This window comes from Chelatococcus sambhunathii (assembly GCF_001418005.1).
GTDB lineage: Bacteria > Pseudomonadota > Alphaproteobacteria > Rhizobiales > Beijerinckiaceae > Chelatococcus_A > Chelatococcus_A sambhunathii.
Window position 1 is genome coordinate 20,092 of sequence record NZ_LIOL01000015.1, and the last position, 20,303, is coordinate 40,394.

General features: G+C 66.9%; 20 protein-coding genes and 1 tRNA gene. 18 read left to right on the top strand and 3 right to left on the bottom strand.

All coding sequences use genetic code 11. From position 1 onward, the window contains the following. The 10 genes from lysA to ASC46_RS19135 all read left to right on the top strand — a co-directional run bounded on the left by lysA (position 1) and on the right by ASC46_RS19135 (position 9,963). Complete coding sequence (lysA, locus tag ASC46_RS19090; RefSeq protein WP_055460883.1) at positions 1-1,278, top strand: diaminopimelate decarboxylase; 1,278 nt, start codon at positions 1-3, stop codon at positions 1,276-1,278. Positions 1,279-1,361: 83 nt separating this feature from the next. Then, positions 1,362-3,887 carry a TIGR02302 family protein gene (locus tag ASC46_RS19095; RefSeq protein ID WP_055460884.1) on the top strand — a complete coding sequence of 842 codons (2,526 nt, stop codon included), beginning with the start codon at positions 1,362-1,364 and terminating at the stop codon, positions 3,885-3,887. Positions 3,888-3,989: 102 nt separating this feature from the next. Continuing rightward, positions 3,990-4,175, top strand: coding sequence for a twin transmembrane helix small protein (locus tag ASC46_RS19100; protein ID WP_055460885.1), 186 nt, complete (start codon positions 3,990-3,992; stop codon positions 4,173-4,175). A gap of 205 nt (positions 4,176-4,380) precedes the next feature. Beyond that, positions 4,381-4,989, top strand: coding sequence for an acyloxyacyl hydrolase (locus tag ASC46_RS19105; protein ID WP_055460886.1), 609 nt, complete (start codon positions 4,381-4,383; stop codon positions 4,987-4,989). A gap of 6 nt (positions 4,990-4,995) precedes the next feature. Beyond that, a complete protein-coding gene (locus ASC46_RS19110) occupies positions 4,996-5,574 on the top strand; it encodes a cob(I)yrinic acid a,c-diamide adenosyltransferase (protein WP_019402208.1) in 579 nt (192 codons plus the stop codon). A 52-nt stretch (positions 5,575-5,626) separates the two neighbouring features. Then, the gene (locus ASC46_RS19115) at positions 5,627-6,340 is read left to right on the top strand and encodes a rhomboid family intramembrane serine protease (protein ID WP_055460887.1); all 714 of its coding nucleotides are present in this window, start codon (positions 5,627-5,629) and stop codon (positions 6,338-6,340) included. Between the two features lie 156 nt (positions 6,341-6,496). Further along, positions 6,497-7,246, top strand: a complete 750-nt coding sequence (locus ASC46_RS19120; protein ID WP_055460888.1) for an electron transfer flavoprotein subunit beta/FixA family protein — start codon at positions 6,497-6,499, stop codon at positions 7,244-7,246. A gap of 1 nt (position 7,247) precedes the next feature. After that, positions 7,248-8,192, top strand: a complete 945-nt coding sequence (locus ASC46_RS19125; RefSeq protein WP_055460889.1) for an electron transfer flavoprotein subunit alpha/FixB family protein — start codon at positions 7,248-7,250, stop codon at positions 8,190-8,192. A 171-nt stretch (positions 8,193-8,363) separates the two neighbouring features. After that, complete coding sequence (locus tag ASC46_RS19130; protein WP_055460925.1) at positions 8,364-9,245, top strand: 3-hydroxybutyryl-CoA dehydrogenase; 882 nt, start codon at positions 8,364-8,366, stop codon at positions 9,243-9,245. Positions 9,246-9,390: 145 nt separating this feature from the next. Continuing rightward, positions 9,391-9,963, top strand: a complete 573-nt coding sequence (locus ASC46_RS19135; RefSeq protein WP_082464910.1) for an HNH endonuclease — start codon at positions 9,391-9,393, stop codon at positions 9,961-9,963. On the opposite strand, the gene ASC46_RS19140 is transcribed toward ASC46_RS19135, so the two are convergent. Continuing rightward, complete coding sequence (locus ASC46_RS19140; RefSeq protein ID WP_055460890.1) at positions 9,964-10,485, bottom strand: disulfide bond formation protein B; 522 nt, start codon at positions 10,483-10,485, stop codon at positions 9,964-9,966. Between the two features lie 110 nt (positions 10,486-10,595). Then, entirely contained in the window at positions 10,596-11,177 is a 582-nt protein-coding gene (locus tag ASC46_RS19145) for a YqaA family protein (RefSeq protein ID WP_055460891.1), read from the bottom strand. A gap of 160 nt (positions 11,178-11,337) precedes the next feature. Between ASC46_RS19145 and ASC46_RS19150 the strand changes: the two genes are divergently transcribed. The 7 genes from ASC46_RS19150 to ASC46_RS19180 all read left to right on the top strand — a co-directional run bounded on the left by ASC46_RS19150 (position 11,338) and on the right by ASC46_RS19180 (position 17,149). Next, positions 11,338-11,424: transfer RNA gene (locus ASC46_RS19150), tRNA-Leu, on the top strand. 108 nt (positions 11,425-11,532) lie between these two features. Beyond that, complete coding sequence (gene modA, locus ASC46_RS19155) at positions 11,533-12,693, top strand: molybdate ABC transporter substrate-binding protein (protein WP_245280632.1); 1,161 nt, start codon at positions 11,533-11,535, stop codon at positions 12,691-12,693. Positions 12,694-12,696: 3 nt separating this feature from the next. Then, on the top strand, positions 12,697-13,365 hold the full coding sequence (gene modB / locus ASC46_RS19160; RefSeq protein WP_055460893.1) for a molybdate ABC transporter permease subunit: 669 nt from the start codon (positions 12,697-12,699) through the stop codon (positions 13,363-13,365). Beyond that, a complete protein-coding gene (gene modC, locus ASC46_RS19165) occupies positions 13,365-14,474 on the top strand; it encodes a molybdenum ABC transporter ATP-binding protein (protein ID WP_055460894.1) in 1,110 nt (369 codons plus the stop codon). The genes modB and modC overlap by 1 nt, the downstream gene beginning before the upstream one ends. Beyond that, complete coding sequence (locus tag ASC46_RS19170) at positions 14,471-15,262, top strand: sulfite exporter TauE/SafE family protein (protein ID WP_055460895.1); 792 nt, start codon at positions 14,471-14,473, stop codon at positions 15,260-15,262. Before modC ends, ASC46_RS19170 begins: the two co-directional genes overlap by 4 nt. 82 nt (positions 15,263-15,344) lie before the next feature. Further along, positions 15,345-15,887, top strand: a complete 543-nt coding sequence (locus tag ASC46_RS19175; RefSeq protein WP_055460927.1) for a Chromate resistance protein ChrB — start codon at positions 15,345-15,347, stop codon at positions 15,885-15,887. An 80-nt stretch (positions 15,888-15,967) separates the two neighbouring features. Further along, positions 15,968-17,149: an MFS transporter gene (locus ASC46_RS19180; protein WP_210166023.1), complete on the top strand. Its 1,182-nt coding sequence runs from the start codon at positions 15,968-15,970 to the stop codon at positions 17,147-17,149. 111 nt (positions 17,150-17,260) lie between these two features. On the opposite strand, the gene ASC46_RS19185 is transcribed toward ASC46_RS19180, so the two are convergent. Further along, on the bottom strand, positions 17,261-17,737 hold the full coding sequence (locus ASC46_RS19185) for an Lrp/AsnC family transcriptional regulator (protein ID WP_019402220.1): 477 nt from the start codon (positions 17,735-17,737) through the stop codon (positions 17,261-17,263). Positions 17,738-17,874: 137 nt separating this feature from the next. Between ASC46_RS19185 and ASC46_RS19190 the strand changes: the two genes are divergently transcribed. Next, positions 17,875-20,283: a transketolase gene (locus ASC46_RS19190; protein WP_055460897.1), complete on the top strand. Its 2,409-nt coding sequence runs from the start codon at positions 17,875-17,877 to the stop codon at positions 20,281-20,283. Positions 20,284-20,303 lie beyond the last annotated feature (20 nt).

Below are 20,303 nucleotides of genomic sequence, written 5' to 3' on the forward strand. Positions count from 1 at the left end.
ATGCACCACTTCTCCTATCGCGGTGACGTTCTCCATGCCGAGGACGTTGACCTCACCCGTCTCGCCGACGAAGTCGGGACACCGTTCTACTGCTATTCCACCGAGACGCTGAGCCGGCACTACCGCGTCTTCGCGGAAGCCTTCGCCGGCGAGAAGGCGCTCGTCTGCTACGCCGTCAAGGCCAATTCGAATCAGGCCGTGCTCAAGACGCTCGCCGACCTCGGCGCCGGCATGGACATCGTCTCGGCCGGCGAACTCGCCCGCGCGCTCGCGGCCGGCGTGCCCGCGCACAAGATCGTCTTCTCCGGTGTCGCGAAGACGAAGGAGGAGATGGCGACGGCGCTCGACGCCGGCATCCTGTGTTTCAACCTCGAATCGGAGCCGGAGCTCGAGGCCCTGTCCGAGGTGGCGCAGTCGCTCGGGCAGATCGCGCCCGTCTCCGTGCGCGTCAATCCGGACGTCGACGCCAAGACCCACGCCAAGATCTCGACCGGCAAGTCCGAGAACAAGTTCGGCATCCCGATCTCCCGCGCACGGGAAGTCTATGCCCATGCCGCCACCCTGCCCGGCATCGCCGTGCGCGGGGTGGACATGCATATCGGCAGCCAAATTACCGATCTTGCCCCGTTCGACAATGCGGCCGCCCTGCTCGCCGAGCTGGCGCGCGACCTGATGGCGGCCGGCCACAAGCTGCACCACATCGACTTCGGCGGCGGTCTCGGCATCCCATATCGCCACGACGATCCCCCGCCGCCGAACCCGAAGGCCTATGCCGAGGTCATTACCCGCCACACCAAGGGCCTTGGCCTCGAGCTCGTCTTCGAGATCGGCCGCATGATCGCCGGCAACGCCGGCATCCTCGTGACACGCGTGGTCTACGTGAAGCATGGCGAGGGCAAGACCTTCGTCATCGTCGATGCCGGCATGAACGATCTGATCCGGCCGACGCTCTACGAGGCGCACCACGACATCGTCCCGATCGTGCGCGCGGCGCATGCGGGACAGATCAAGGCCGATGTCGTCGGCCCCGTGTGCGAGAGCGGCGACTATCTCGCCCTTGGGCGCCGGATGCCGGAGGTGAAGGCGGGCGACCTCATCGCCGTCATGACGGCCGGGGCATATGGCGCGGTTCAGGCCAACACCTACAATACCCGCCCGCTGGTGCCCGAGGTGCTGGTGCGGGGCAGCGATGCCGCCATCGTGCGGCCGCGCCCGAGCGTCGCGGAGATGATTGCCCTCGACCGCATCCCCGATTGGCTCAACCACAAATCGGCGTGAGACGGGGTTCTCGTCGCGCCCGGGCATGTTAACCTTCGTGTCGGTGGGGGCATTGTGCCGGAGACGGCGCGTGGAGAACCCGCATGAGCGAAAGCCCGGCACGCGTGCCCGCGCGCGTACGGCCCATGATCGACGAGCGGCTCAGCGCGCTCACGGCGCGTGCCCGTCTGGTGCTGTGGTGGGAAGCGCTGTGGCCGGCCCTCTGGTGGCCGCTCGGCACCATCATCGCCTTCCTCATCCTGTCGCTTCTGGGCATCTGGGACATGGTGCCCACAGGCGCGCGGCCCTACGGCGTCGGCCTTGCCGCGCTTGTGCTGCTGGCCTCTCTCGTCCCGCTCGTGCGCGTTCCCCCGCCGACACGACAACGGGTGCTCGCCCGCATCGACCGCGATTCGCCGGCGCCGCATCGGCCCGCGACAGCGCTCGCCGACAGCTTGGCCGGCACGCCGAGTGATCCCGGCACCCTCGCTCTGTGGGAGGCGCACCGGCAGCGCGCCGCCGCGGCGATCGATTCGATGCGCGTCGCGCCGCCGCGGCCGGGCATGGCGGCACGCGACCCCTTTGCCGTGCGTGGCGGCCTCATCATCGTGCTTGCGGCGGCACTCATCGCCGCGGGCGCCGATGCCGTCCCGCGCCTGAAATCCGCCTTCGACTGGCAGGCGCCGCAGAGCGCGGGGCTACCCTTCCGCATCGACGGTTGGATCGATCCGCCACACTACACGCGCCTGCCGCCGCTGTTGCTCGACCTGCGCGGCGGCGAGGTGCGCCAGGCCAAGGCGCCCGTCGGCAGCACGGTCGTGGTGCGGGCGGCCGGCAGTGCCGACCTTTCCGTCTCCGCCGGCCGCGGCCTGCCGAGCATCGAGGAACCGACCGGGAATTCCTCGGCCGGGCTCATCGAGCGCCGGTTCACCGTCCGGGCGGACGACGAACTCGTGGTCTCGTCGCAGGCAGGTGCCAGCCGCGTGGTCATCGAAGCCACGCCGGACATGGCGCCGACGATCACCTTCTCCGGCGAGCCGCAGAACAATGCGCGCGGCAGCATTACCCTCACCTATCGCATGGGCGACGACTACGGCATCGACACCGCCGAGGCGCTCGTTGCGCCGCTCGGACAGGAGGGCCGGCGCCCCTTGGTGCCGCCGCCGCGCATCACGCTCGCCCTGCCAATCGATCCGGCGGCGGACGAGGACACACGCACGACGAGCGACCTGTCTGCGAGCCCCTGGGCGGGTGCGACCGTGGCCATGACCCTGGTCGCCCGTGACCACGCGAGCCAGGAGGGACGCAGCGAGACGAAGACCGTCGTGCTGCCGCAGCGGCCCTTCACAAAGCCGCTCGCCAAGGCGCTCGTCGAGCAGCGCCGTAACCTCGTGCTCGCGCCGGACGAGCGCAACCGGGTGCAGACGGCACTCGATGCACTGCTCATCGCTCCGGAAGATTTTACGCCGGAGCTCGGGGTCTATATCGGCCTCGGCCTCGCCTCCGCGCGCCTTGCCGCAGCCAAGAGCGACGAAGAGCTCCTCGACGTCGCCGAACTACTGTGGGCGATGGCGCTGCAAATTGAGGACGGCGGCATGTCTCAGGCCGAGCGCGACCTTCGGGCGGCCCAGGAGGCGCTGCGCCAGGCTCTGGAGCGCGGGGCGGACGAGGAGGAGATCCGGCGCCTGACCGACGAACTGCGACAGGCTATGAACAACTTCCTGCGCGAATTCGCCCAGCGCATGCAGCAGAATCCTGGCCAGCCAAACCAGGCGCGGCCGGACGCCCAGGGGCGCACCATCACGCCGCAGGATCTCGACAACCTCCTGAACCGGCTCGAGGAAATGGCCCGGCAGGGCGCCACGGCAGACGCGCAGCGCCTGCTCGACGAGTTGCGCAACATTCTGGAGAACCTGCAGACCGCCCGCCCCAACCAGGGCGGCGACCAGTTCTCGCAGGAGATGAACCGCTCCCTCAACGAGCTCGACGAGATGATGCGTGACCAGCGCAACCTGCGCGACGACACCTACCGCCAGAGCGCGCCCTGGTCGCAGCAGAACCGGGGCGGACAGCGCCAGCGCGGCCAGCAGGCCCAGCCGGGGCAGGACGGCCAGCAGGATCAGGATGCTCAGGGGCTCGCCGACCGGCAGCAGGCGCTGCGCGAGCGCCTGGAGGAACTGCGCCGCCGGATGCGCGACTTCGGCCTCGAGGACGAGCCTGGCTTCGGCGAGGCCGAGGAGGCGATGCGCGAAGCCGAAGGCCAGCTCGGCCAGGGGCAGAGCGGGGATGCCGTCGACGCTCAGGGACGGGCGCTCGATGCCCTGCAGCGCGGGGCGCAGGGTCTCGCCCAGCAGATGCAGGGCAACGGCCAGCCGCAGCAGGCCGACGGCTCCGACGGGCCGCCCCAGCAGGGCGCCACGGGCCCCGGCGGGCCGCGCAACGAGGACCCTCTCGGACGGCCGACGCGCAACCGCGACTGGTCGGACGGCCGCGTGCGCATTCCAGGCGCGGACGAATCAGCGGCGGTGCGGGCACGGCGCATCCTCGACGAACTGCGCCGGCGGCTCGGCGATCCAACCCGGCCGAGCGAGGAAATCGACTATCTCGAGCGCCTCCTGCGTCGCAATTGACCGACGAAGGCCGATCCCGGACACAGCGGCGAGACGATCGGTCGCTGGACCCAGGTACGCGGCAGGGTTGGAGACGACGCAAGGGAGCTCTAAAGCACGATCATGACCGCCAATACACTTGTCTCCATGGCCGTCGGCGTCGTCGCCGTGGTCCTCGTCCTCGGGCTCTTCAACATGCTGCGCGGCGGCAGCCCCGAGCGCTCGCAACGCCTGATGCGTCTGCGGGTTCTGCTGCAGTTCCTCGCCATCATCCTCATCATGCTCGTCGTGTGGATGCGCGGCTTCTGACAGCAACCGCAGCAGAACTGCAACACTGGCGCAACACTTTGCTAACCATGTGCGGTTCAGGGTTGCCCGGCGATCAGCTCCGCTTTAAGCCTTTTCATCACGATCAGGCATGCCTCTGAGCGGGAGGAGTGCTGGTCCGTTCCTCGCTGGCAGGCCCTCTCTCCCGGATCGCCTGTCATCTCTGGCATTAGCGACGTTGGTGCCGATGAACCTGTTCCGCTCCTTCCGGGCTGCGATCTGCGTGCCGGCCGTTCTTACCTGGGGCCTTCCGGCGCAGGCCGCCGATTTTGCACCGCCTGCTCCGGCCATCTATCAGGCTCCGGCCCCATCCGGCAGCCTTTCCGACTTCGTCTCGCAGTTGCGCCTGGGCGTCCTCGCGCACGATCCCGGCGGCAAGGAGGATGGCTCCGTCGACGTCATTGGTGAGGTCGTCTTTGCCAAGCCGTGGTCGCACGGGAATCCGCTCGTCGACATGCTGCTGCCCACCTTCAATGCCGGCATCAGCGCAAATACCGACGGCAAGACGAGCTATGTCTTCGCCGGTCTCAACTGGCATGCCGACATCACGGACGCGCTGTTCATCGAGCTCGACTTCGGCGGTGCCGTGCACAACGGCAAGGTGGGCGACGTGGTGCCCGACGGGCGCGATGCCCTCGGCTGCCGTGTTCTCTTCCGCGAGGCGGCGTCCATCGGCTATCGGTTCGACGCCAACTGGAGTGTGCTGGCCACTGTGGAGCATCTTTCCAACGGCGGGCTTTGCGACGACAATCGCGGCCTCACCAATGTCGGTGCGAAGCTGAGCTACCATTTCTGAGGGGCCATGGTCCGCCTCAACCGCATCTATACCCGCACCGGCGACGACGGCACGACGGGCCTCGCCACGGGCGCGCGGCGGCCGAAGTACGACCTCAGGGTCGAGGCCTACGGCACGGTGGACGAGGCGAACGCCTGCATCGGGCTCGCCCGTCTGCATACGGGCGCGGATGCCGAGCTCGATGCCATGCTCGCGCGCATCCAGAACGACCTGTTCGATCTCGGGGCCGATCTCTCGACGCCGGACGACGGCAAGCCGCTGCCCTACGAGCCGCTGCGCATCCTCGACGCGCAGGTGGCGCGGCTCGAAGGTGAGATCGACCAGCTGAACGCGCATCTGTCGCCGCTGCGCTCCTTCGTCCTGCCCGGTGGCAGCCCGGCGGCGGCGGCGCTGCACCTGGCCCGCACCGTCTGCCGGCGGGCCGAGCGCCAGGCGACCGCGCTCGCCGCGCGCGCGGACGAGCCGGTGACGCCGGCGGTCGTCAAATATCTCAACCGCCTGTCGGATTTCCTCTTCGTCGCCGCACGCTACGCCAACGACAAGGGCGCGGCGGACGTGCTATGGATACCCGGGCAGAACCGCTGAGCGTACCGGGAGCGGCGCTGCCGCCGATCGTCCCCGGGCCGGAGCGCTCCACATGTTTGTGCCGCTGCACGATGGCGTGCCGATGCGCAATCTCAGGGCGCCTTACGCCACCTATGCGCTCCTCGTCATCTGCATCCTCGGCTACCTGCTGATTCTCGCCGATCCGGACATCCTGCCGGCGGACTGGGCGATCGCCGGGCTCGGCGTCATTCCGGGCGTGCTCTTCGGCGCCCTTTCCCTGCCGGAGGGGCTGCCGCTGGTGCCGGAGCCGGCGACGCTGCTGACGAGCCTCTTCCTGCACGTCTCCTTCCTGCATCTGGCCGGCAACATGCTGTTCCTCTGGGTCTTCGGCGACAATGTCGAGGACGCGATGGGGCACGCCCGCTTCATTCTGTTTTTCCTCCTGTGCGGCACTGCGGCCGGCCTCGCACATGCTTTCGCCGTTCCCGGTTCGGAGCGGCCGCTTGTCGGCGCTTCGGGCGCGGTGTCGGGCGTTGTCGCCGCCTATCTCATCCTCCATCCGCGCGTCCGGCTGTGGGGCCTCTTCTTCGCGCGCATCCCGCTCCGGCTGCGGGCCTACTGGGCCATCGGCCTGTGGCTCGCCTTCCAGATCTTCCAGGCCTTCACCGCCTCGGACGATTCGGTGGGCTGGTACGCGCATATCGGCGGCTTTGCCGCAGGAGCCGTGCTAGTCCTCATGTTGCGCCGCCGCGACCAGCCGCTGCTCGGCATCGCCGATGGGCCACGCGAGACCGGGGATGCCTAGCCGCTCGTCGGCGTTGACAAGCCCGAACGGCGCTCGTTACGGTCCCCCGCCACGCAAGTTGCCTGTTGATGCGGCAGGCGGTCGCTCAGCTTTGCTGCACCGCCACATGACGGCAGGGCGTCCCATGTCGGTCCTCGGTCGAAAGGACTCAAGTCGATGAAGATCCTGGTGCCCGTGAAGCGGGTCGTAGACTACAATGTCAAGATCCGCGTCAAGGCGGACGGCTCGGGTGTCGAGCTCGCCAATGTGAAGATGTCCATGAACCCCTTCGACGAGATCGCCGTCGAGGAGGCCATCCGCCTCAAGGAGGCGGGCAAGGCGAGCGAGATCGTCGTCGTGTCGATCGGCCCGCAGCAGGCGGCCGAGACCATCCGCACCGGCCTTGCCATGGGCGCCGACCGCGGCATCCTCGTGAAGACCGACGTTGCCACCGAGCCGCTCGGCGTCGCCAAGGTGCTCAAGAAGATCATCGAGCAGGAGGCGCCCGGCCTCGTCATCATGGGCAAGCAGGCCATCGACGACGACGCCAACCAGACCGGCCAGATGCTCGCCGCCCTGCTCGGCTGGTCGCAGGGCACTTTCGCCTCCAAGGTCGTGGTCGGCGATGGCTCCGTCGACGTGACGCGCGAGATCGACGGTGGCCTGCAGACGCTGACACTGAAGCTGCCGGCCATCGTGACGACGGATCTGCGCCTCAACGAGCCGCGCTATGCGTCACTGCCCAACATCATGAAGGCGAAGAAGAAGCCGATCGACGAGACAAGCCCCGAGACGCTCGGCGTCGACGTGTCGCCGCGCCTCAAGGTGCTGAAGACGGCGGAGCCGCCCGTGCGCCAGGCCGGCGTCAAGGTGAGCTCGGTTGCCGAGTTGGTGCAGAAACTCAAGAACGAGGCAGGAGTTCTCTAAGATGACGACGCTGCTTCTCGCCAAGCACGACAACAAGACCCTCAACGAGGCTACTGCCAAGGCGCTCACGGCGGCCAAGGCGCTCGGCGCGCCGGTGCATGTCCTCGTTGCCGGTGCCGGCTGTGGCGCGGTCGCAGAAGCCGCCGCCAAGCTCGACGGCGTCCAGAAGGTGCTTCTCGCCGACGCCCCGCTTTACGAGCACCGCCTCGCCGAGCCGCTGGCCGCTCTTATCGTGTCACTGGCGGATGGCTATGACGCCCTCCTCGCGCCCGGCACGACGACGGGCAAGAACGTCATGCCCCGCGTCGCGGCTCTGCTCGATGTCATGCAGGTGTCGGAAATCACCAAGGTCATCTCGCCGAACACCTTCGAGCGGCCGATCTACGCCGGCAACGCCATCCAAACGGTCGAGACGAACGAGGCCAAGAAGGTCATCACCGTGCGCACCGCCGCCTTCCAGGCTGCCGGTCAGGGCGGTTCGGCGCCGATCGAGCAGGTCGCCGCCGGGCAGGATCCGGGCCTTTCGTCCTTCAAGGGCGAGGAGCTGTCGAAGTCCGACCGTCCCGAACTCGCCTCCGCCAAGATCATCATCTCCGGCGGCCGTGCGCTCGGCTCTGCCGAGAACTTTACCAAGGTGATCGAGCCCGTTGCCGACAGGCTGGGTGCCGCCATGGGCGCTTCGCGCGCGGCGGTCGATGCCGGCTACGCGCCGAACGACTGGCAGGTGGGCCAGACGGGCAAGGTGGTGGCGCCGGAGCTCTACATCGCCGTCGGCATCTCGGGGGCCATCCAGCACCTCGCCGGCATGAAGGATTCCAAGGTCATCGTCGCCATCAACAAGGACGAGGAGGCTCCCATCTTCCAGGTGGCGGACTATGGCCTCGTTGCCGATCTCTTCACCGCCTTGCCCGAACTTGGCGAGGAACTGGAGAAAATCGGTCGCTGACATGCACGCCACGGCAACCGCCGCGAGCGGTTTCCGTGGCGTTCGCCCGGGAGAGTGATAAAAACAGAGCGCGGAACAGCCTCAGGCTGCCGCGCTTGCCGGTTTTGGTGGGCCGCCACGCGCGCCGGCCGGCGAAAGTCGGCGGGTATCGACAGGGATGGATTGGACTTCATGTCTCAGCAGATCCGGACAGTAGGCATCATCGGCGCAGGGCAGATGGGCAACGGCATCGCCCATGTCTGCGCACTCGCCGGTTACGACGTCGCGCTCAATGACCTCAGCGAGGAGCGCATCAACGCCGGGCTTGCGACCATCAACGGCAATCTCTCCCGCCAGGAATCCAAGGGCCAGATCAGCGAAGCCGAGAAGCAGAAGGCGCTCCAGCGCATCACGCCCGCTCTCACCTACGAGGCCCTCGCCCGCTGCGACATCGTCATCGAGGCGGCGACGGAGAACGAGGAGACGAAGCGCAGGATCTTCGAGGCGCTCTGTCCTGCCCTGCCGCCGGAAACCATCATCGGTACCAACACCTCGTCCATCTCCATCACCCGGCTCGCCTCCACGACTGACCGGCCAGAGCGCTTCATCGGCATTCACTTCATGAATCCCGTGCCGGTGATGCAACTCGTCGAGATTATCCGCGGCATCGCCACCGAAGATCCCACCTTCGAGGCCACAAAGGCGTTCGTCGCCAGCCTCGGCAAGACGGCGACGCTTGCCGAGGACTTCCCGGCCTTCATTGTCAACCGCATCCTGCTGCCGATGATCAACGAGGCGATCTACACCCTCTATGAGGGCGTGGGTTCGGTGGAATCGATCGATACGGCCATGCGCCTCGGTGCCAACCATCCGATGGGGCCGCTGCAACTTGCCGACTTCATCGGCCTCGATACCTGCCTGTCGATCATGCAGGTGCTGTACGACGGCCTCGCCGACTCGAAGTATCGCCCCTGCCCGCTGCTCGTGAAATATGTCGAGGCCGGCTGGCTCGGCCGGAAAACGAAGCGTGGCTTCTACGACTATCGGGGCGAACACCCGGTTCCCACTCGCTGAGGGAACCCGCCATGGCGCGGCTGCGGCAAAGACGCAGCCCTCCGCCTCCATCTTGGCGCTTCACAAGCCCGTCACACGGTTTATAGACTATCTCTGCTGACGGATTCGCACGTCACGTGCGAGCCCCCAACCAGCGGAGGCCCCCGTGACGGTGCACGTGCCTCACACGACGGTGTCGCCGGACGCCTGTCCGGCCCTGGTGCTCAATGCCGATTACCGGCCCTTGAGCTACTACCCTCTTTCGCTCTGGGGCTGGCAGGACACGATCAAGGCGGTCTTCCTCGAGCGGGTCAACATCCTCTCGCACTATGACCGAACAGTTCGAAGTCCCAGCTTCGAGATGCGCCTGCCTTCGGTTGTTTGCCTCAAGACCTACGTCAAACCGTCACGACACCCCGCCTTCACCCGGTTCAACGTTTTCCTGCGCGATCGTTTCACCTGCCAGTATTGCGGCTCCCGCGAAGACCTCACGTTCGACCATCTGATTCCCCGGTCGAAGGGCGGGCAAACCACCTGGGACAACGTCGTCACCGCCTGCTCCCCCTGCAACCTGCGCAAGAGCGATCGCCTGCCCGAGGATGTCGGGATGTGGCCCGACCAGTTGCCTTATGCCCCGAGCGTGCAGGACCTGCACCACAACGGCCGACAGTTCCCGCCCAACTACCTGCACGACAGCTGGCTCGACTACCTCTACTGGGATACCGAACTCGAGCCCTGATCAGCCGCGCGTCAGCGCCGCTTTCGCACCGAGAGCCGCCACCGCCGCAATGGCCAGCGAGATCAGCACGTTCCAGCCTGCCAGCGACAACCCCAGGAAACGCCAGGCCGCCTCCGTGCAACTGACGACGCGTGTGCCTTGGAGGCTCTGCAGAAAGTCACCGACCGCCGCGGGGTTCGCTCCACCCGTGCCGGCGCAGTCGCTCGGCCCCAGCCACCACCCCCATTCGACGCCCGCATGATAGGCCCCGAGGCCAGCACTGACCAGGAAGACGCCAGCGAGCAGCAGCAGGCCAACGCCACTTGCCCGCTCGAGCGCCGGCCGTGGCGGCAGGACGGCGAGACCGAAGGCGACGGGCATGGCCACGTAGTAGGGGTTGCGTTGCATGAGGCAGAGCGGGCACGGCCGAAGGCCGAAGCCATGTTCGAAAACGAGGGCGCCCCCGATCGTCGCAACCGCGGCGAGAAGGATGGCCAGCGCGACGCGACGCGGGCTCGCCAAAAACTCGGCCAGAGCGTTCATTCGCCTCGTCCTCCATCGGCGCCGTCCAGGACGCCTTCATTCTTGCACGCGGCGCAGATGGCCACAGGTTCAATCGGGTTGCATCTCACGATCGGCTGAAGCAACCATCGTCAGAAGAGAAGAACCGCTGCGGCAAAGCCACCGACGATGCCCACGATGACGATGGACGCCACCAGTGTCAGGTGCTCGTCGAGCAGGCGCCGGATGGGGCCGCCGAAGCGGTGCATCACCCCGGCGACGAGATAGAAGCGGGCGCCGCGCGTCACGATGGACAGGAGCACGAACCAGAAGAGATCGTAGCCGGCGAAGCCCGAAGTGATAGTGACAAGCTTGTACGGGATTGGCGTCAGGCCCTTCAGCAGGATGACCCAGTGCCCATATTCCGCATAGGCGCTGCGGAAGCTCTCCACCTTGTCGCCATACCCGTAGAGCTGGATGAGCCACAGCCCCAGCGAATCGTAAAGCAAGGCCCCGATCGCATAACCGAGGAGCCCGCCGACCACCGAGGTGACCGTGCAGACCATGGCGTAGAACCAGGCCCGGTCCGGCCGCGCAAGCGCCATCGGTACCAGGACGACGTCCGGCGGCACAGGAAAGAACGAGCTCTCCGAAAAGGAAACCGCACCAAGGGCCCAGGTGGCACGGGGCCTGCCGGCGAGTGAGAGCGTCCAGTCATAGAGGCGTCGGAACATCGGCTTCGCTTACCGGGCGGGCGGGCGCTTGTCCATCGGCCAACGAGCCGCACCGGCACAAGCCCATGTCGAATTCTCGTGGCAATTCTCTCTGCTGCATTGACCGGCGTTGCGCCGCCGTTATGATCCGCCGCGCTCCGGCTCAAGCTGGTGGGCATGTGCGGGCGTGGCGGAATTGGTAGACGCAGCGGACTCAAAATCCGCCGTCCTTACGGATATGTCGGTTCGAGTCCGACCGCCCGCACCATCGCCTCGACGGCCATTTCTACTGGTGGGCTAGCGAAGGGCGTGCCGTTGCACGCCTGAGCTGGCGCACCTCGCCTATCGCCCGGCCCTAGCCTATCAGGCCCTCGGCTTGCGCGGCCTGCGGGCAGCCATGCCATCCGCCGGATGCTTCCGTGGTTCGCGCTTCTTCAGGATGTCGCCCTCCGCCGGCAGCTTCGCCGCACCCTTGCTCAGCCTATCGATATCCAGCACCGCCGGCTTGACCCATGAGCGGGAAAGGCCTGTGGTGGACCAGAATCCGCCTCCCCGGTCCTCTTGCAAAGCAGTCGATCCGGATTACGCGCGCAATCTCGGCGGCTTTGCCGACCTTTGCCGACGAACTCTCCGAAGATGGATTTTCCCGGCCGTCCCGCCTTGGCAGGTCGCGCTGCCACTCGATATAGTCCATCGGATATATCGAAGCGACGTATTCATGACTGCTCATGCTTGGACACGGCGGCCCCTTCTCGCGCTTGGCCTTGTGGCCGGGGCGATGATCGCAGGCCTTGCGATTCCGACGACCGGGGCCGCGGCCCAGCAGGCGCCGGCGCCCGTCATTGCCGCCGCTGCCGATCTCAAATTCGCCGTCACCGAGATTGCCGCAGCCTTCAAGGCCGACACCGGCAAGGAGGTGAAACTCTCCTTCGGCTCGACCGGCAATTTCGCCACCCAGATTCGCGAGGGCGCTCCATTCCAGCTGTTCATGGCCGCCGACGAGAAATTCATCCGCGATCTTCACAAAGATGGCTTCACCAGGGACGAGGGTGACCTCTATGCCGAAGGCCGCATCGTGCTGATGGTGCCGCACGGCTCGTTGTTGAAGCCAGACGCGGCCATGGACGATCTCGCGGCACAACTGGAGGCAGGCCGAATCACTCGCTTCGCCATTGCAAATCCGGAACATGCCCCCTATGGCCTGCGCGCCGAAGAAGCGCTTAAGCATCGCGGCCTGTGGGAGAAGGTGAGACCGCATCTCGTTCTCGGCGAAAACGTGAGCCAGGCGGCGCAATTCGCCCTCTCGGGCAATGCAGAAGGCGGCATCATCGCCTATTCGCTCGCGCTAGCCCCGGAGGTGCGTTCGCAGGGCACATTCGCGCTGATCCCGCATGACTGGCACGAGCCGCTGCTGCAGCGCATGGCGCTCCTGAAGAGCGCCGGTCCCGTCGCCGAGCAATTCTATGCCTACCTCAAGACATCCAAGGCGCGTGACATCATGAAATCCTTCGGCTTCGTGCTGCCGGACGAGGGCTGATCCTTGGACTGGACTGCCCTGTTCCTGTCGCTGCGGCTCGCCGGGTGGACCGTCGCGATCCTGTTGCCCGTGTCCATCGTGACCGGGCGCTGGCTCGCCTACCGGCAGTTCCGCGCCAAGGGACTGGTCGAGGCGGTGGTCATGCTGCCGCTTGTGCTGCCACCGACGGTCTTCGGCTTCTACCTGCTCATGGCCTTCGGACGAAACTCACCCATCGGCGCCTTCTGGCAGGCGAGCTTCGGCCATCAACTGGTGTTCACCTTCGAGGGGCTTCTGGTGGCCTCGGTGATCTTCAACCTGTCATTTGCCATCCAGCCAGCGCAACGTGGCTTCGAGGCGGTTCCCGTCGATGTGCGTGAGGCGGCCGCCTGCTGCGGCATGTCGCCGATGCGCAGCCTGTTGCGTGTCGAGCTGCCGCTGGCCTGGCCCGGTGTGCTGACGGCCATGGTCCTGACCTTCGCACATACCTTGGGCGAATTCGGCATCATCCTGATGATGGGCGGCTCAATCCCGGGCGAGACGAAGACGATCGCGATCGCGATCTACGATCGTGTGCAGGGCTTCGACATGGCCGGCGCCGGCATCATGTCGGCCACGCTGGTGGCGATCTCGCTTTTCACCATCGCAGCAACCTACATGCTCTCGGCACGGGTAGGACGGAGGCTGTCCTGATGACGCTGGAGGTGATGGCCAAGGCGCAAGCCCCCATTCCGCTCGACGCATCCTTCCGCGCGGAACCCGGCGAGTTGCTCGCGCTGGTCGGTCACTCCGGTTCGGGCAAGACCACGTTGCTGCGGACCATCGCCGGGCTCTGGCGGCCGGAGATGGCGCGGGTCACGGTGGACGGCGAGGTATGGCTCGACACGGCCGCTGGTGTGAACCTGCCGCCGCACCGGCGGCATGTCGGCGTCGTGTTCCAGAACTATGCGCTGTTTCCGCATATGACGGCGGCGCAGAACGTGATCGCGGCGATGGACCGGAGCGCGCCGGACCCGCGGGCCGAGGCCGAGCGCCTTCTGGCCCTCGTCAACCTGCCGGGTTTCGCCGACCGCAAGCCCGCCCAGCTTTCGGGAGGGCAGCAGCAGCGCGTCGCGGTGGCGCGCGCGCTTGCCCGCCGCCCCCAGGCCCTTCTGCTCGACGAGCCGTTCTCAGCGGTGGACCGCGCCACGCGCGAGCGGCTCTACGACGAGATTGTCGCCCTGCGCGCGCACCTCAGAATGCCGGTGGTGCTTGTCACCCATGACGTTAACGAGGCCCAGTTGCTGGCCGACCGCGTGGCGGTGATCGAAAAAGGGCGTGCCGTGCGCGAAGGCACCACGGCCGAGGTGATGGCCGATCCCGAAGCCTTGCGCGCCATGGGCATTCGCGAGATCGCGGCAATGTTGCCGGCGATCATTGTCGAACACGCAGACGACGGGCTGACCCGGCTCGACGCCGCCGCGGGTCCCCTGTTCCTGCCCACCATCGATGGGCCGGTTGGCACGCGGGTGCGCGTGCGGATCATGGCGCATGACGTCATTCTTGCTCGCAAGCGGCCCGACGGGCTTTCCGCGCAGAACATCCTTGCCGGAAAAGTCGCCGGCATCGTAACCGGCACCGGGCCGGGCGTGATCGTTCATGTCCAGGTGGGCGAGGATGAGATTCTCGCTCGCATCACCCGCCGGGCGGCCGACCAGCTACGCCTCCAGCCGGGTGATGCGGTCCATGCCATCGTCAAGTCAATGTCGGTCGCCCGCGATCACGTCGCCCGCGCACCCATGCGCAGCGAACCAGCGCAATGATGCGGAACGTCCGCTCTGCGAAGGCTTTCGGCTGGGGCGCGGTCATCGGAACCCTCGGCGGGCTGATCGGCCTTGGCGGGGCGGAGTTTCGCCTGCCGGTGCTTATCGGGCTTTTTCGCTTTCCTGCGCTCGAGGCGGTCATCCTCAACAAGGCGATGAGCCTCGTGGTCGTGGCGTCGGCCCTGCCATTCCGCGCTGGCACGGTGCCCTTCGGCGCCATCGCCGATCACTGGTCTGTCGTCGTCAATCTCCTGTCCGGCAGTCTGCTGGGCGCCTGGTTCGGAGCAGGTTGGGCCACGCGGATGCAAGCCCGTGCGCTCAATCGCGTGATCGCGCTGCTGCTGCTCGGCATCGCGGCCGTGCTGCTCTTCGGGCACGACGCGGACGGGGCCGGCGTCCCGCTGACGAGCGGGATCGCGCAGACTATGGCCGGCGTCGCCGCGGGATTCGTTATCGGCGTGGTCGCTTCCCTCCTCGGCGTCGCCGGCGGCGAGTTGCTTATCCCTACACTGGTTCTGCTGTTCGGCTTCGACATCAAGCTTTCCGGCAGCCTGTCGCTCGCGGTCAGTCTGCCGACCATGATCGTGGGGTTTGCTCGCTACAGTCGCGACGACAGCTTCGCGGTGCTCGGCCGCAATCGCCGCTTTGTCCTCCTCATGGCGGCGGGCTCGATCGCCGGCTCCTTCATCGGCGGCCAATTGCTCGGCATCGTGCCGGGCGCGGTGCTGCTCCCGGCGCTCGCCGCGATCCTGCTGGTCTCGGCGGTCAAAGTCTGGCGGCATCGCTAGCCCAGCGCGGTCTGGCCGCACAGCCAGCGTCACTCACATTGTGACGATTGATTTGTGACGGCCGTTACATTAAATGTGGGCGATGGTATCATTCACTTGGCTCCTCCTCACGTACAAGGTCCCGCCCGAACCCGCCTCCAGGCGCGTGGCGCTCTGGCGCCGATTGAAGGGTATGGGCGCCGTCTATCTGCAGAACGGCGTCTGTCTGCTGCCGAAGACCGACGATCATGTTCGACGGCTGAAGATGCTCGAAAACGACATCGCGGAGGCCAAGGGCGAAAGCGTGATCCTGGAGACCATCGCGCTCGACAAGGCACAGGAAGGCAAGGTCATCGCACGGTTCAAGGCGGACCGGGACGAAGCCTATGCGGAATTCATCGACAAGTGCGACGACTTCGAGCGCGAGGTCGCCAAAGAGGTCGACGCGAGCCACTTCACCTATGCCGAACTGGAAGAGAACGACGTCGACCTGAAGAAGCTCAGGGGCTGGCTCGCCAGGATCAGGAAACTCGACTTCTACGGCGCCGCGCGCGCGGCCGAGGCGGAGCAGCGCCTGAAGGGCTGCGAGGCGGTGCTCGACGACTATGCCCGGCGCGTCTTCGACGCCCATGATGAGAATCGATGAGGGGTGCGGCGATGACACAGAAGGCGGAGACGATCGCCGCGACACCCGAGAACGGCCCGCACAACTGGCTCAACCGGACCGTGGCCGGTGCGGGCCTCACCAGCGCGCTCGGCGACTTCTGCTACGAGACGACGACGGTCATCCTGCCGGGCTTTCTTGCCGTTCTCGGCGTACCGGCGGCGGCACTTGGCCTCATCGAAGGCATTGCCGATGCCGTAGCGAGCTTCACCAAAATGGTCGCGGGTTACATTGCCGACAAGTTCGGCCGTCGCAAGCTGCTTGTGCTCGTCGGCTATGGCCTGACGCCGCTCGGCCAGGCGCTGATCGCGCTTGCTGTGGGCTGGCCGCTGATTCTGCTCGGGCGCATCGTGTCCTGGTTCGGCAAGGGCCTGCGCGGCCCCTTGCGCGACGCCATCGTCGCCCAGTCGATCACGCCGGATACGCGCGGACGGGCCTTCGGCTTCCATCGTGCGATGGATACGATCGGCGCGGTCGCCGGGCCGCTGCTCGGGGTCGCCTTGCTCGGCTGGGCGCAGCATCTTCCGTGGGAGACGGCCTCCGGCCCCTTCCGCCTGGTGTTCTGGCTGACGCTCATCCCCGGCGCCCTCGCGGTGCTGGCGTTTCTGATTTTCGTGCGTGACCCCGAGCAGTCGCCGAACCCGGCGCTGAAGTTCTTCTCGACGTTGCGAGGTCTGCCGGCCCGCTTCAAGCGGTACCTCGTCGCCGTTGGCATTTTCGGGATGGGTGATTTCTCACACAGTCTGCTCATTCTGGCAGCGACCCAGTTGCTGACCCCTGCGATGGGCGTTATCGACGCTGCCCAGGCCGCAGGCCTGCTCTATGTCTGGCGCAATGTGGTCCAGGTCGCCACGTCCTACCCGATCGGGATGTTGGCGGATCGCTTTGGCCAGCGCGGCGTGCTGATCGCGGGCTATGGCCTTGGTGTCCTGACCGCGGCGCTCACCGCGTTGGTCTTCGCGACGGGCGCGGGGACCGTCGTTCTGCTTGCCGGGATTTTTTTCGTCGCGGGCCTCTATGTCGCCGTCCAGGAGGCGCTCGAACCGACCGTGACGGCCGAGATGGTCAGCCAGGATACGCTCGCGACGAGCTACGGGGCGCTCGGCACGGTCAACGGTGCCGCGAAATTCGTCTCCAGCGCAGCCGTCGGCGTGTTGTGGACCGCCGTATCCCCCAGCGTCAGCTTCGCTGTTGCGGCTATCCTGATGGCCGCGGGCGCCCTCGCCCTGGTGCGTGTTCGATAGGGGGCGCGCCGCTCGCGCTCGGTGCGTGCCGAGACAATCAACGGCGCGCGAACGTCGCCGCGACGTTGCATGTACTGATCGATCACGTGCAGCGCTTGCGGTAACAGGTCATCAGCGCAGGGGCAGCACGTGGGTGTGCTTGACCTGTTCCAGCGCGAAGCTCGACTCGATGGAGGCAACCCCGTCGAGGCGCGTCAGCTTCTCCTTGAGGAAGCGCTCGTAGGCCGGCAGATCGGCGCAGACCACGCGCATCAGGTAATCGCGCTGGCCGGTCATGAGGTAGCATTCCATCACCTCGGGCCAGCGGGACACGGTGGCGGCGAAACGGTCGAGCTCCTCCTCGCGCTGGCGCTCGAGCTTGATGGAGATGAAGACGCTCACCGGCAGGTCGACCGCCGCCTGGTCGACCACCGCCACATAGCCCCGGATGACGCCGGCCTCCTCGAGCAGGCGCACGCGGCGCAGGCAGGGCGAGGTGGTGAGGCCGACCCGCTCCGCCAGCGCCTGGATGGTTGTGCGCCCGTCCGCCTGCAGGGCGGCGAGGATGCGCCGGTCGATGTCATCGAGGACGACGTGGCGTTTTTTCATCGCAGGAACTGGGGCTTCTCTCTATAATTGCCATGATTTGAACGTGCGCTGGCAAATTTGGCAAGTTATGCCACGTTGCGCGCCCTAGCCTAACCCTGTCGCGGCCGCGGCCGCCCAGAACGACAGAGGGACTGCCCATGACGGACGAGCGCCTCGCCCATCTCTCCGAGCTGGAGAGGAAGGTGCTGTGGCTGGCCACCTGGACCATCCACAATGCCAACCACCTGCGGAACAACGAGGACGGGCTCAAGATCGGCGGGCATCAGGCCTCCTCGGCCTCGCTCGCCACCATCATGACGGCGCTCTACTTCTCTGCGCTGCGGCCGCAGGACCGGGTCGCGGTGAAGCCGCACGCAAGCCCCATCTTCCATGCGATCCAGTATCTCCTCGGCCATCAGAGCAAGGAGAAGCTCGCGGATTTTCGCGCCTACAGGGGTGCCCAGTCCTATCCTTCGCGCACGAAGGACGTCGACGATGTCGATTTCTCCACGGGCTCGGTCGGGCTCGGCGTGGCGCAGACGTTGTTCGCCTCGCTGGTGCAGGATTACGTCAAGGCGCACGGCTGGGCGAAGGACTGGCCGGAGGGGCGCATGGTCGCCCTCATCGGCGATGCCGAGATGGACGAGGGCAACATTTTCGAGGCCTTGCTCGAGGGCTGGAAGCAGGGCCTCCGTAACTGCTGGTGGATCATCGACTACAACCGCCAGAGCCTCGATGCCGTCATCCGCGAGGGGCTGTTCTCCCGTTTCGAGGCCCTGTTCTCGGCCTTCGGCTGGGAGGTGGTGACGCTGAAATACGGCTCGCTGCTGGAGGAGGCCTTTCGCGAGCAGGGCGGCGAGGCGCTGCGGCGCTGGATCGACACCTGCCCCAACCAGCTCTATTCGGCGCTGACCTTCCAGGGCGGCGCGGCCTGGCGCAAGCGCCTCCTCGACGACATCGGCGACCAGGGGCCGGTCACCGCCCTCATTGAGCGGCGCAGCGACGAAGCGCTGGCACGGCTGATGACGAACCTCGCCGGCCATGACCTGCCCTCGCTCATCACCGCCTTCGAGGCGGCAAAGGCGCACGACAAGCCGGTCGTCTTCATCGCCTATACGATCAAGGGCTTCGGCCTGCCGCTCGCCGGCCACAAGGACAACCATTCAGGACTGATGACGCCGGCCCAGATGGAAGACTTCCGCAAGGCGATGAACATCCGCCCGGGGCACGAGTGGGACAAGTTCGAGGGCCTCGGCGTCGATGCGCGCAAGCTGCAGGCGTTCCTCGACGCCGTGCCGTTCAATGCCCGCGGGGCGCGGCGGCTCACCGCTCCGCGCGTGCCCGTGCCAGCCGAGCTGCCGGCGCCGAAGCAGGCGGAGATGTCGACGCAGCAGGGCTTCGGCCTCGTGCTCAACGAGCTCGCCCGCTCGGACACGGCGCTCGCCGAGCGCATCGTCACCACGTCCCCGGACGTGACGGTGTCGACCAATCTCGGGCCATGGGTCAACCGGCGCGGGCTCTTCGCGCGCGAGGCGATGGCCGACACCTTCCGGCAGGAGCGCATTCCCTCGACCTTCAACTGGGAGTTCTCGCCCAAGGGCCAGCACATGGAGCTTGGCATCGCCGAGATGAACCTGTTCATCATGCTCTCGGCGTTGGGTCTCTCGCACAGCCTCTTCGGCGAGCGGCTGCTGCCCATCGGCACGCTCTACGACCCCTTCATCGCCCGCGGGCTCGATGCGCTGAACTATGCCTGCTACCAGGATGCACGCTTCCTCCTCACGGCGACGCCTTCGGGAATCACGCTGGCGCCGGAGGGCGGTGCGCACCAGTCGATCGCGACACCGCTCATCGGCATGGCGCAGGACGGGCTCGCGGCCTTCGAGCCCGCCTTCGTCGACGAGCTCTCCGTCATCATGCGCTTTGCCTTCGACTACATGCAGCGCAGCGGCGAAGCCGCGGACGAGGACGGCTCTGCCGCCCGCTCATGGCTGCGCGACGAGACCGGCGGCTCGGTGTATCTGCGCCTGTCGACGCGGCCTCTCGCCCAGCCGCAGCGCACGATGAGCGCGGACCTCGCCCGCGACATCATCGACGGCGCCTACTGGCTGCGCGAGCCAGGGCCGAATTCGGAGATCGTCGTCGCCTATGCCGGCGCCATCGCGCCCGAAGCCATTGCCGCGGTGGGCCTGATGGCGGAGGACCGGCGCGACGTTGGCCTGCTCGCCGTCACCTCGGCCGACCGGCTCAATGCCGGCTGGACGGCGGCGAGCCGGGCCCGGGAGCGCGGCCTCGTGCACGCGCGGAGCCACGTCGAGCGGCTGTTCGCAAAACTGCCGCCCCACTGCGGCATCGTCACCGTGCTCGACGGCCATCCAGCGACGCTCGCTTGGCTCGGCGCCGTCGGCGGCCATCGCACCCGCTCGCTCGGGGTGGAGCACTTCGGCCAGACGGGCAGCCTCGCCGATCTCTACCGGCACTACGGCATCGACACGCAGTCCATCGTCGCCGCGGCCGAGACACTGGCACCCGGCCGGCCGATCCGGCACCTTAGGGCACTTGGCTGAAAGGAAGGAACCCGCAGGTC

Excerpts from the sequence above, each read along its gene's own strand:
- lysA (WP_055460883.1), top strand. The coding sequence starts at position 1 with ATGCACCACTTCTCCTATCGCGGTGACGTTCTCCATGCCGAGGACGTT.
- ASC46_RS19095 (WP_055460884.1), top strand. The coding sequence starts at position 1,362 with ATGAGCGAAAGCCCGGCACGCGTGCCCGCGCGCGTACGGCCCATGATC.
- ASC46_RS19100 (WP_055460885.1), top strand. The coding sequence starts at position 3,990 with ATGACCGCCAATACACTTGTCTCCATGGCCGTCGGCGTCGTCGCCGTG.
- ASC46_RS19105 (WP_055460886.1), top strand. The coding sequence starts at position 4,381 with ATGAACCTGTTCCGCTCCTTCCGGGCTGCGATCTGCGTGCCGGCCGTT.
- ASC46_RS19110 (WP_019402208.1), top strand. The coding sequence starts at position 4,996 with ATGGTCCGCCTCAACCGCATCTATACCCGCACCGGCGACGACGGCACG.
- ASC46_RS19115 (WP_055460887.1), top strand. The coding sequence starts at position 5,627 with ATGTTTGTGCCGCTGCACGATGGCGTGCCGATGCGCAATCTCAGGGCG.
- ASC46_RS19120 (WP_055460888.1), top strand. The coding sequence starts at position 6,497 with ATGAAGATCCTGGTGCCCGTGAAGCGGGTCGTAGACTACAATGTCAAG.
- ASC46_RS19125 (WP_055460889.1), top strand. The coding sequence starts at position 7,248 with ATGACGACGCTGCTTCTCGCCAAGCACGACAACAAGACCCTCAACGAG.
- ASC46_RS19130 (WP_055460925.1), top strand. The coding sequence starts at position 8,364 with ATGTCTCAGCAGATCCGGACAGTAGGCATCATCGGCGCAGGGCAGATG.
- ASC46_RS19140 (WP_055460890.1), bottom strand. The coding sequence starts at position 10,485 with ATGAACGCTCTGGCCGAGTTTTTGGCGAGCCCGCGTCGCGTCGCGCTG.
- ASC46_RS19145 (WP_055460891.1), bottom strand. The coding sequence starts at position 11,177 with ATGTTCCGACGCCTCTATGACTGGACGCTCTCACTCGCCGGCAGGCCC.
- modC (WP_055460894.1), top strand. The coding sequence starts at position 13,365 with ATGACGCTGGAGGTGATGGCCAAGGCGCAAGCCCCCATTCCGCTCGAC.
- ASC46_RS19170 (WP_055460895.1), top strand. The coding sequence starts at position 14,471 with ATGATGCGGAACGTCCGCTCTGCGAAGGCTTTCGGCTGGGGCGCGGTC.
- ASC46_RS19175 (WP_055460927.1), top strand. The coding sequence starts at position 15,345 with ATGGTATCATTCACTTGGCTCCTCCTCACGTACAAGGTCCCGCCCGAA.
- ASC46_RS19185 (WP_019402220.1), bottom strand. The coding sequence starts at position 17,737 with ATGAAAAAACGCCACGTCGTCCTCGATGACATCGACCGGCGCATCCTC.
- ASC46_RS19190 (WP_055460897.1), top strand. The coding sequence starts at position 17,875 with ATGACGGACGAGCGCCTCGCCCATCTCTCCGAGCTGGAGAGGAAGGTG.